Genomic DNA, 10,908 nt, shown 5'->3' with positions numbered 1-10,908 from the left:
TCATCCTCCGATGATCCCGCCGCCCCGCCGGCCTTTCAGGCTCACTTCACGTTGGAATCACGCACCCCCTTCAGGCTCATGTGTCATTGGAAGAGGCTCGCACTGTAGCCGATGCCCGCCATCGGCGATAATGGGCGCGGGAGTCGGCCAGACAACCGCTGCTGCCCGATCGCTTCGGTGGTCGTGCAGGGGAGGAAAGTCCGGGCTCCGCAGGGCAGGGTGCCAGGTAACGCCTGGGCGGCGCGAGCCGACGGACAGTGCAACAGAGAGCAGACCGCCGATGGCCCCGACACTTGGTGTCGGGGATCAGGCAAGGGTGAAACGGTGCGGTAAGAGCGCACCGCGAGTCTGGCAACAGACCGGCACGGCAAACCCCACCCGGAGCAAGACCAAATAGGGAAGGTGCGCACGCGAGTGCGCGACGCGCGGCCCGCGCGCCTTCCGGGTAGGTCGCTGAAGCGCGTCGGTGACGACGCGCGTAGAGGAATGGTTGTCGCAGGCGCGCAAGCGTCTGGCACAGAACCCGGCTTATAGGCCGACTCCCACTTTCCCGGTGCCACGCCGGGCAGGTTCCGGCACCGGCGTGAGTATTTATTGCACAAAAGTCTTGTTATTGAGGTAAGCGCAATGTCCACGCGTCCGCAGAGACGGCATGGGTCGAGCCCGGCGGGTCTGCTCGCGCTCAGCCATCGCCGATCTCGCGTTTCACCTTAACAACATGCGCTAATCGTTTGTTTTCAATGAATATCGAAAACGGGCACGCTCGCAGTGCTTAAGCCACTGTTTTGTCGGAATTTTTGTCGAAGAAATCGCTTGCGGCGCGGTGACCGGCAGCGTATAGTCCCCACGAGTGGTGGAAAGTGGGAGAAAGTGGGGAGACCTCCACGGACTGCGGATGTTCAAGGGTGCTCATCATCTGGCGGTGGACGACAAGGGTCGCTTGGCGATCCCGGCGCGTTTTCGTCAGGCGCTCGCCGAGCAGTGTGATTCGCAGCTGGTGATCACGGTCGGTCCCAATCCCTGTCTGGAGATCTATCCGCTGCCCGAATTCGAGCGCATCGTGCGCGACATCCAGGCGCTCGAGGACCGCGACCAGGCCGAGGAGATGAAGCAGTGGTTCGTCGGCTTCGCCGTCGATGTCGAGATCGACAAGCAGGGCCGCGTGCTCCTGCCGCCGGACCTGCGGCGGCGTGCGCGGCTCGACGGTGCGGCGGTGCTCATGGGTCAGGACACTCGCTTCGATCTGTGGGCGCAGGACGAGTGGGAGCGGCGTTTCGGCGAGAACATCGACCAGAAGCCGGCGCTCCGCGAAGCGTTCCGGACGATCCGACGGTGAGATGCGCGAATGGGTTTCGACTGCGCACTCGCCGATGCCGTCGCCGGGTCTGACGCCGCCATGACGAGCCATCGGCCGGTGATGCTCGAAGAAGCGGTCGCCGGCCTCGCGCCGCGCGCCGACGGACTCTACGTGGACTGCACGTTCGGTCGCGGCGGGCACAGCCGCGCGATCCTCGACCGGCTCGGGCCACGCGGCGTGCTGCACGCGCTCGACCAGGACCCCGAAGCGGTCGCGCATGCGCGATCGGCGTTCGCCGCCGAGCCGCGGCTGCACATCCACCACCGCAACTTTTCCGAGCTGCGCGCGCTCTCCGAGGAACTGGGCATTGCCGGACACATCGCCGGCGTGCTGATGGATCTGGGTGTGTCGTCGCCGCAGTTCGACAGCGCGGCGCGCGGTTTCAGTTTCGCGCACGACGGTCCGCTGGACATGCGCATGAACCCGGCAGCCGGCGAGTCCGCCACGCAGTGGCTCGCGCGCGCGCCGGAGGCGGAGATCGCCGACGTGCTGTGGCGCTACGGCGAAGAGCGCAACAGCCGGCGCATCGCCCGGCGCATCGTCGATACGCGCGCGCAGATACCGATCACGACGACCGCGCAGCTGGCGGCGCTGATCGCGTCCGTGCCGGGGCCGCGTTCGCGCAGCATCCATCCGGCGACGCGCAGCTTCCAGGCCATCCGTATCCAGATCAACCGCGAACTCGAGGTTCTGGAAACGGCGCTGGCCGCCGCGATCGACGTGCTGGCACCGGGCGGGCGGCTGGTGGTGATCAGCTTCCACTCGCTCGAAGACCGCATCGTCAAGCACCGTCTGCGCGATGCCGCGCGCAGTGAACCGCCGCGCCTCAGGCTGCTCGGCAAGCAGTTTCCATCGGATGCCGAGTGCGCCGCGAATCCGCGCGCGCGCAGCGCCGTGCTGCGCATCGCCGAGCGCGTCGCCGGGGAAGGGTCGTGAAGCGCGGCGCGCTGCTGCTGCCGCTGGCGCTGGCGATCGCCGTGATGGCGTCTTCGCTCGCGGTGGTGCGCACCAAGCACGAGAACCGCGCGCTGGTGGCGGAGCTGGAGAGCCTGCGCGTCGAGCGCGAGCGGCTCGACATGGAGTGGGCGCAGCTGCAGCTGGAGGAGGCGACGCTGGCGCACAACAACCGCATCGACAAGCTCGCGCGCGAGCAGCTCGGGATGACCGAACCCCGTGAGTACGTGATCGTCGGCGCCGGTCCGGCGGAGGCGAGCCGGTGAGCGCGATCCGCAATTTCAGCGCCCAACCGGTGCAGGGCTGGCGGCACCTGCTCGTCGTCGGCGTGCTCGGGCTGGGGGCCGCGATCGTGCTCGGACGTGCGTTCCAGCTGCAGGTGCTGGAGCGCGACTTCCTGACGCGCGAGGGCAACAAGCGGCACATCCGCACGATGACCATCCCCGCGCACCGCGGCGCGATCCGCGACCGCCGCGGTGAGCCACTGGCGCTGTCGGCGCCGGTGGAAACGATCTGGGTGGTTCCGTCGGCGCTGCTGGAGTCGCCGCCGCACGTCACCGCACTGGCCAGGCTGCTCGACCGCCGTGCCGACGAGTTCGAGAAATTCCTGCGTGCGCGCATCGAACGCAAGTTCGTCTATGTCAGTGACGCGCTGTCGCCGGCCGACGCGCAGCGCATCCTGTCGCTGAAGGCGCCCGGCGTGTTCTCCGAGCCGTCCTACGCGCGCTACTACCCTGCCGGCGAGGTGGCCAGCCAGCTGGTCGGCTTCACCGGCCGCGATGGCAACGGACTGGAGGGCATCGAGAAGGCTCAGGAAACCCTGCTCGCCGGCCATGCCGGCGAGCGCCGCGTGATCCGCGACCGTCAGGGCCGCGTCGTCGAGGACAATCTCGAATCCCGGGAGGCGCAGCCCGGCGACAACGTGCAGCTGACGATCGACCTGCGCATCCAGTATCTGGCCTACCGCGAACTGAAGGATGCGGTGGCGCAGAACCGCGCGCGTGGCGGACTGATCGCCGTCGCCGACAGTGCCACCGGCGAGATCCTCGCCATCGCCGCGCAGCCGGGCTTCAATCCGAACAATCCCGGCGAGCGTGCGTCGAAGGGCACCCGCAACCAGGCCATCGTCGATTCCTTCGAGCCCGGCTCGACGGTCAAGCCGCTGCTGGTCGCGCAGGCGCTCGAACTCGGCATCTACCAGCCGTCGAGCCTGATCGACACCTCGCCAGGCACGCTCAAGGTCGGTGCGCTGACCGTGCGCGACGTGCACCCGCAGGGCGTCGTCGATCTGGCGACGCTGCTGAGCAAGTCGAGCAACGTCGGCGCCGCCAAGATCGGCATGACGCTGGGCGCCGAAGCGGTGTGGTCCGGATATCAGCGTTTCGGTTTCGGCGAACCGATCTACACCGGTTTCCCAGGCGAGGTCGCGCCATTGCTGCGCCATTTCAGCGACTGGGGCCTGATCGCGACGGCAACGGCATCCTACGGCTACGGCTTTTCGCTCAACGCGCTGCATCTGCTGCGTGCCTATGCCGCGCTGGCCAACGACGGCCTGATGCCGCAGATCAAGCTGGTGCGCGGCGGCCGCCCGCTGCCGCCGCAGCGTGCGGTCTCGGCGAACACCGCGCGCGAAGTGCGGCGCATGCTCGAACAGGTGGTGACGCCCGCCGGCACGGCACGCCGTGCCGCGATCCACGGTTATCGCGTGGCCGGCAAGACCGGCACGGTGCGCAAGGTGTCCGAGACCGGCGGATACGCCGGCAACCGGCACCAATCGCTGTTCGTCGGCATGGTGCCCGCGGAGCATCCGCGACTGGTGGGTCTGGTGATGATCGACGAGCCCAGCGCGGAGGGCTACTACGGCGGCCTGGTCGCGGCTCCGGTGTTCTCGCGCGTGATGCAGGACGCGGCCCGCCTGCTGCAGATCTCGCCGGATGGCAGCGATGTGCCGGAGCTCACGCCGGAAGCGTCGCGGACCGTGGCGCTGCCCTCGACCGGCGTGGCGACGGAGCCGCGCACATGAACCAACCGACGACACGGGCGCGCTCCCTGCAGGGGCTGCTGGCCGGCTTCGACGTGCCAGTGCCGGACATCGAGGTCGCCGGCGTCGAGATCGATTCGCGGCGCGTTTCGCCCGGCGACCTGTTCCTCGCCTGCCGCGGCCGCGACACCCACGGCCTGTCGCATCTGGACGAGGCCGTCGAGCGTGGCGCGGCAGCAGTGGCCTGGGAACCGGCGGCCGGCTGGGCCGAGCCCGAGGCCGGGATCCCCGAGATCGCCGTGCCGAATCTCTCGGCGCGCGCCGGCGAGATCGCCGCGCGATTCTACGGACGTCCGTCCGAGCGCATGTTCTGCGTCGGTGTCACCGGAACCGACGGCAAGACCTCGACCGCCTACCTGATCGCGCAGGCGCTGGATCGGCTGCGCCTGCCCTGCGCCTACATCGGCACGATCGGCGTCGGCCGGCTCGGCGCGCTGGGCGCCGCCACGCACACGACGCCGGATCCGGTCAGCCTGCAGCGCTGCGTGGCGGAGCTGCACGATGGCGGTGCACGGGCGCTGGCGATGGAAGTGTCCTCGCACGCGCTCGATCAGAACCGCATCGCCGGAATGCATTTCGACGTCGCGGTGCTGACCAACATCACCCGCGATCACCTCGACTATCACGGCACGATCGAGCGCTACGCCGCCGCCAAGCGCCGGCTGTTCGAACGCCCCGATCTGTCCACGCGCGTGCTCAACCGCGACGACGCCTTCGGTGCGCTATGGGCCGAAGAACTCGACGGCGGACCCGAGGCCGTCGTTTACGGTCTCGACGGCGAAGTGCCGCAACGCGGCGCCTGGGTGATCGGCCGCGCGTTGCGGCTCACCCCGCAGGGCATCCACTTCGTGCTCGACACGTCCTGGGGCCGGGCGGATCTGTCGAGCCGGCTGCTCGGCCGTTTCAACGCCTACAACCTGATGGCCGCGGCCGGCGCGTTGCTGGCCAAGGGCATCGCACTCGACGCGGTAGCCGCGGCACTGGCGCAATCGCACACGGTGCCGGGGCGCATCGAGGGCTTCCGCGGACCCTCGGCACGGCCGCTGGTGGTGGTCGATTACGCGCATACGCCGGATGCGCTGCGCCAGATCCTCGGTGCCGTGCGCGCCCACGCACCGGGGCGTCTGTACTGCGTGTTCGGCTGCGGCGGTGACCGCGACCGCGGCAAGCGGCCCCTGATGGGCGCCGTCGCCGCCGAGCTCGCCGATGCGCTGATCGTCACCGACGACAATCCGCGCAGCGAGGATCCGCAGGCGATCGCCGCGCAGATCGTCGCCGGCATCCCGGCGCACCTGCGCCACAAGGCCCAGATCGTCCACGACCGCCGCGGCGCGATCCGCGGCGCGGTCGGTGCGGCCACGGCCGACGACGTCGTCGTCGTCGCCGGCAAGGGCCACGAGACCACCCAGACCTATGGCGCCGAGGTGCGCATGCACAGCGACCGTGATTTCGTCGCCGAACTGGTCGGCGCGGCGACGCCGGAGCGCCGCGCATGACCGCCCTGTCGGAGCTGCGGACCCTGCTCGGCGCCGAGCTGCGTCACGGCGACGCGCAGTTCGAGCGCGTGGTCATCGACAGTCGCGCGGTGCAGCCCGGTGACGTGTTCGTCGCGCTGCGCGGCGAGCGGCACGACGGGCATGCCTTCGTCGCGCAGGCGCGTGCCGCCGGCGCGGTGGGCGCGGTCGTCGCCGACTGGGTGGATGTCGAACTGCCGCAGCTGCGCGTCGGCGACACGCTCGAAGCGCTGCAGCTGATGGGCGCCGCCGCACGAGCGCAGTTTCGCCAGCCGGTCGTCGCCGTGACCGGCAGCAACGGCAAGACCACGACCAAGCAGATGCTCGCCGCGGTGTTCTCCGCGCGCGGCCCGGTGCTGGCGACGCAGGGCAATCTCAACAATCACATCGGCGTGCCGCTGACGCTGCTGCGCCTGCGCGACGAGCACCGCACTGCGGTGATCGAGATGGGCGCCAACCATCCGGGCGAGATCGCGCTGCTGACACGGATGGCGCGCCCGGATGTCGGGGTCGTCACGCAGGCGGGCGATGCGCATCTGGAGGGATTCGGCTCGCGCGAGGGCGTGGCGCGCGCCAAGGGCGAGCTGTTCGCCGGACTGGACGGCGGCATCGCCGTGATCAATGCCGACGATGCCTATGCAGACCTGTGGCGCAGCCTGGCGGCACGCGCGTCGATGATCCACTTCGGCACGACGGCGCATGCCGATGTCCGTGCCGACCAGATCGAGTTCGAGCCGCACGCGGATGCGGTCGGCAGCCGCTTCGTGCTGCGCACGCCCATGGGCTCGGCGCCGGTCCATCTGCCGCTGCCCGGCCGCCACAACGTGATGAACGCACTGGCCGCGGCGGCCTGCGGCGTGGCGTTGGGTCTGGACGCCCCGACCATCGCCGCGGGGCTCGCGCGCGTGGAGGGTGCCAGCGGGCGCCTGAGCTGGCTCAGAACTGCGCAGGGTGCGCGCGTGCTCGACGACAGCTACAACGCCAACCCGACGTCGTTGCGTGCCGCGATGGAGCTGCTCGCGAGCCTGCCCGGCCGCCGCTGGCTGGTGCTCGGCGGCATGGCCGAGCTCGGGCCGGAGGCAGCGCGCCTGCACCGCGATGCGGGCGCGTTTGCCAAGTCGCTGCGCATCGACGGCCTGTACGCGCTCGGGCCGCTGGCGGCCGAGGCGGCACAGGGCTTCGGCGCCGGTGCGCAGGTCTTCGACGACGCCGAGGCCCTGTCCACCGCGCTGGCCGCGGTGCTGACCGCCGACGCAGTGGTGCTGATCAAGGGATCGCGCTCGGCGCGCATGGAGCGCGTGGTGACGGCGCTGACGGGGCAGGAACCGGGGGGAGCCCACTGATGCTGTACTACCTGGCGGACTACCTGAAGCAATACGTCAGTGGCTTCAACGTCTTCTCGTATCTGACCTTCCGCAGCGTGCTCGGCGTGCTGACCGCGCTGGCGTTCTCGTTTGCCTTCGGTCCGTGGATGATCGAGCGGCTGTACCGGTTCAAGTTCGGCCAGCCGGTGCGTGACGACGGCCCGCAGACACATCTGAAGAAGACCGGCACGCCGACGATGGGCGGCGTGCTGATCCTGGCCGCGATCACGGTGTCCACGCTGCTGTGGGCGGACCTGGGCAGCCGTTTCGTCTGGTTCGCACTGCTGGTGACGCTGGCCTTCGGCGCAGTCGGTTTCGCCGACGACTACATCAAGATCAAGCACAAGAACCCCAAGGGCCTGCCGGCGCGCCGCAAGTATTTCTGGCTGTCGCTCGCCGGTTTCGGCGTCGCCACACTGATCTACGCGACGGCGAAGACACCGACCGAGACGACGCTGATCTTTCCCTTCATCAAGGATCTGTCGATCTCACTGGGCATCTTCTTCATTCCCTGGGCCTATCTGGTGATCGTCGGGTCGAGCAATGCCGTGAACCTGACCGACGGTCTCGATGGCCTGGCGATCATGCCGACCGTGCTGGTCGCCTCGGCGCTGGCGGTCTTCGTCTACGCCAGCGGCAACGCGGTGATCGCGCGCTATCTCGGCATTCCGTACATCGCCGGTGTCGGTGAGCTGGCGATCTTCTGCACCGCGATCGGCGGCGCCGGTCTCGGCTTCCTGTGGTTCAACGCCTATCCCGCACAGGTTTTTATGGGTGATGTCGGTGCCCTGGCGCTCGGTGCCGCGCTGGGCGTGGTCGCGGTGCTCGTGCGCCAGGAGATCGTGCTGGCGATCATGGGCGGCATCTTCGTCGCCGAGACCTTCTCGGTGGCCCTGCAGGTTCTGTACTACAAGTACAGCGGCGGCAAGCGCATCTTCCGCATGGCGCCGCTGCATCACCACTACGAGCTCAAGGGCTGGCCGGAACCGAAGATCATCGTGCGCTTCTGGATCGTCACGCTGATCCTGGTGCTCGTCGGCCTGGCGTCGTTGAAGGTGCGCTGACGTGAGACGCGAAACGCAACAACGCTACGGCAGCGAGCGCGTGCTCGTCGTTGGGCTGGGCGTTTCCGGCGGCTCGGTACTGCGCTACCTCGTCCGTGAGGGCGCCGACGTTGTCGTGACCGATTCGCGTGCAGCACCTGCAGGCGTCGAAGCGCTGCGCGCGCAGTATCCGCAGGTCGAATTCCGGCTCGGCGCGTTCTCGGCGCCGCAGCCGCTGTCACAGTTCACGATGGCCGTGGTGTCGCCGGGCATCGCGCTCGAAGAACCGTTCGTGCGCGAGCTGGCCGCGGCCGGCGTCGAAATCGTCGGCGACATCGAACTCTTCGCCCGCGCGGTGCATGCGGCTCCTGTCTCCGGCGTGCCGCCGGCCGTCATCGGCATCACCGGCTCGAACGGCAAGTCCACGGTGACGACGCTGGTCGGCGAGATGGGCAGGGCCGCCGGCATGCGCGTCGCCGTCGGCGGCAATCTGGGTACGCCGGCGCTCGACCTGCTCGCCGACGACGTGCAGCTCTACGTGCTGGAGCTGTCGAGCTTCCAGCTCGAAACCACGCGCAGCCTGCGTTGCGCGGCGGCGACGATCCTGAATCTGTCGCCGGACCACCTCGACCGGCATGGCACGATGGCGCGCTATGGCGCGGCGAAGGCGCGCATCTTCAAAGGCTGCGCGGCCGCGATCGTGAACCGTGACGATGAGCGCGTGGTCGCACTCGCCCGGGAATCGGGAATCGGGAATCGGGAATCGCAAGCGCTGCTGAGCTTCGGGCTTGGTGCTCCGGCCTCCACCAGAGGCTATGGCCTGATCGAACAGAACGGCCAGAAGTGGCTCGCTGAAACGATTCCAGAGTCCCGATTCCCGATTCCCGTCTTTGCGATGGCCGAACTGAAGATCTTCGGTCTGCACAATGTCGCCAATGCGCTCGCGGCGCTGGCGCTGGCCGACGCAGCCGGCATCCCGCGCGAAGCCGCACTGCGCGCACTGCGCGGTTTCACCGGCCTGCCGCACCGCTGCGAGTTCGTCGCCGAGATCCTTGGCGTGCGCTACTTCAACGATTCCAAGGGCACCAACGTCGGCTCGACGCTGGCCGCGCTCAATGGCCTGCCGGCGCCCATCGTCTGGCTCGGCGGCGGCCAGGGCAAGGGCCAGTCCTTCGCCGAACTGCGCGAGCCGCTGGCGTGCAAGGGCCGGGCGGCCGTGCTGTTCGGCGAGGACGCCGGACGCATCGAAGCCGACATCGCCGGCGCGCTGCCCGTGTTCCGCGTACCGGACCTGGGCGCCGCGCTGCACCGGGCGCGCGAGCTCGCCCAGCCCGGTGACCAGGTGTTGCTGTCGCCGGCCTGCGCGAGCTTCGACCAGTTCCGCAACTACATCGACCGCGGCGACCGCTTCCGCGCGGCGGTGCTGGCGATGGCCGGAGGCACGGCGTGAGCGCGGTCCTTCTCGACCGTCTCGGTGGCGCCGTGCCGCTGCCCAGTGCGCGCCATGGCCTGGACGCCTGGCTGTGCGGTGCCGTCGTCGTGCTGCTCGGCTGGGGCCTGATCATGGTGGCCTCTGCCTCGGTGGCGCAGGCCGAAAAGCTGACCGGCGACGCATTCCATTTCTTCTACCGCCAGCTGCTCTTCGTCGGACTCGGTGCGGCGCTGGGCGGGCTGATGTACTGCCTGCCGATGCGCGCCTGGCAGCACACCAGCGTGCCCTTGTACCTGTTCGCGCTGCTGCTGCTGGTCCTGGTGCTGGTGCCGGGCATCGGCATCACGGTGAACGCGGCACGGCGCTGGATCGATCTGGGTGTGTTCCGCCTGCAGGCTTCCGAACCGGCACGACTGGCGCTCGTGGTGTTCCTCGCCGGCTATATCTCACGCCGCCAGGCGGCGCTGCAGAACACGCTCAAGGGGCTGTTGCTGCCTCTGCTGGCGCTGTTGCTGCCCTGCGGTCTGCTGCTGATGGAGCCCGATTTCGGCGCGACCGCGATCCTGATGGGCGTGGCCTTCCTGATGCTGTTTCTCGGCGGCGCGCGGGTCGGTTACTACCTGGGCTTCGCTGCGCTCGGCGGCGGGGCGCTCGCGGCGCTGGCGCTGGCCGAACCCTATCGCCTGCGGCGCGTGCTCAATTTCATGAACCCCTGGGCCGATGTCGAGAACGGCGGCTGGCAGCTGGCGCAGTCGCTGATCGCCGTCGGCCGCGGCGAATGGACCGGCGTCGGCCTGGGCAACAGCGTGCAGAAGCTGCTCTACCTGCCCGAAATGCACACCGACTTCATCTTCGCGATCCTCGCCGAGGAACTGGGCCTGGCGGGGATCGGTGTGCTCATCGCGCTGTTCGGCGTGATCGTGTGGCGCGGCTTTGCGATCGGCCGCACGGCCGAAGTCAACGGTCGCCTGTTCCCGGCCTACCTGGCCTACGGACTGACCGGCTGGATCGGCCTGCAGGCGCTGGTCAACATGGCGGTGAATCTCGGCCTGCTGCCGACCAAGGGCCTGACGCTGCCGCTGCTGAGCTACGGCGGCTCCTCGCTGCTGACGGTGTGCGCGATGCTGGGCCTGATCCTGCGCGTGGATTACGAGAACCGCGCCGCTGGCTTCTCCGTCACGCCCGCGGAGTACCAGCCGTGAA

9 protein-coding genes and 1 other RNA gene are annotated in these 10,908 nt (G+C 69.1%); all 10 read left to right on the top strand.

The genetic code is table 11. The features are described 5' to 3' along the window. Positions 1-139 precede the first annotated feature (139 nt). An RNA gene (gene rnpB / locus AAG565_RS11195) (RNase P RNA component class A) lies at positions 140-547 on the top strand. 348 nt (positions 548-895) lie between these two features. Beyond that, entirely contained in the window at positions 896-1,336 is a 441-nt protein-coding gene (mraZ, locus tag AAG565_RS11190; RefSeq protein WP_348819677.1) for a division/cell wall cluster transcriptional repressor MraZ, read from the top strand. Positions 1,337-1,396: 60 nt separating this feature from the next. Beyond that, positions 1,397-2,293, top strand: coding sequence for a 16S rRNA (cytosine(1402)-N(4))-methyltransferase RsmH (rsmH, locus tag AAG565_RS11185; RefSeq protein ID WP_348819676.1), 897 nt, complete (start codon positions 1,397-1,399; stop codon positions 2,291-2,293). After that, entirely contained in the window at positions 2,290-2,577 is a 288-nt protein-coding gene (ftsL, locus tag AAG565_RS11180; RefSeq protein WP_348819675.1) for a cell division protein FtsL, read from the top strand. The genes rsmH and ftsL overlap by 4 nt, the downstream gene beginning before the upstream one ends. Next, positions 2,574-4,334, top strand: coding sequence for a penicillin-binding protein 2 (locus AAG565_RS11175; RefSeq protein ID WP_348819674.1), 1,761 nt, complete (start codon positions 2,574-2,576; stop codon positions 4,332-4,334). Before ftsL ends, AAG565_RS11175 begins: the two co-directional genes overlap by 4 nt. Continuing rightward, on the top strand, positions 4,331-5,848 hold the full coding sequence (locus tag AAG565_RS11170) for a UDP-N-acetylmuramoyl-L-alanyl-D-glutamate--2,6-diaminopimelate ligase (RefSeq protein ID WP_348819673.1): 1,518 nt from the start codon (positions 4,331-4,333) through the stop codon (positions 5,846-5,848). Before AAG565_RS11175 ends, AAG565_RS11170 begins: the two co-directional genes overlap by 4 nt. After that, positions 5,845-7,209 (top strand): UDP-N-acetylmuramoyl-tripeptide--D-alanyl-D-alanine ligase, encoded by a 1,365-nt coding sequence (gene murF, locus AAG565_RS11165; protein WP_348819672.1) that lies wholly within the window; start codon positions 5,845-5,847, stop codon positions 7,207-7,209. Before AAG565_RS11170 ends, murF begins: the two co-directional genes overlap by 4 nt. Beyond that, complete coding sequence (gene mraY / locus AAG565_RS11160) at positions 7,209-8,294, top strand: phospho-N-acetylmuramoyl-pentapeptide-transferase (protein ID WP_348819671.1); 1,086 nt, start codon at positions 7,209-7,211, stop codon at positions 8,292-8,294. The genes murF and mraY overlap by 1 nt, the downstream gene beginning before the upstream one ends. A gap of 1 nt (position 8,295) precedes the next feature. After that, positions 8,296-9,723, top strand: a complete 1,428-nt coding sequence (gene murD / locus AAG565_RS11155; RefSeq protein WP_348819670.1) for a UDP-N-acetylmuramoyl-L-alanine--D-glutamate ligase — start codon at positions 8,296-8,298, stop codon at positions 9,721-9,723. Beyond that, positions 9,720-10,907 carry a putative lipid II flippase FtsW gene (gene ftsW / locus AAG565_RS11150; protein WP_348819669.1) on the top strand — a complete coding sequence of 396 codons (1,188 nt, stop codon included), beginning with the start codon at positions 9,720-9,722 and terminating at the stop codon, positions 10,905-10,907. Before murD ends, ftsW begins: the two co-directional genes overlap by 4 nt. The last annotated feature ends 1 nt before the right edge of the window (position 10,908 follow it).

This window comes from Fontimonas sp. SYSU GA230001 (assembly GCF_040066175.1).
Taxonomy (GTDB): domain Bacteria; phylum Pseudomonadota; class Gammaproteobacteria; order Nevskiales; family Nevskiaceae; genus Solimonas.
This window is presented reverse-complemented; position numbering and strand designations above follow the sequence as displayed.

Coding starts and splice junctions, on each gene's coding strand:
- rsmH (WP_348819676.1), top strand. CDS start 1,397: ATGACGAGCCATCGGCCGGTGATGCTCGAAGAAGCGGTCGCCGGCCTC.
- mraY (WP_348819671.1), top strand. CDS start 7,209: ATGCTGTACTACCTGGCGGACTACCTGAAGCAATACGTCAGTGGCTTC.
- mraZ (WP_348819677.1), top strand. CDS start 896: ATGTTCAAGGGTGCTCATCATCTGGCGGTGGACGACAAGGGTCGCTTG.
- AAG565_RS11170 (WP_348819673.1), top strand. CDS start 4,331: ATGAACCAACCGACGACACGGGCGCGCTCCCTGCAGGGGCTGCTGGCC.
- murF (WP_348819672.1), top strand. CDS start 5,845: ATGACCGCCCTGTCGGAGCTGCGGACCCTGCTCGGCGCCGAGCTGCGT.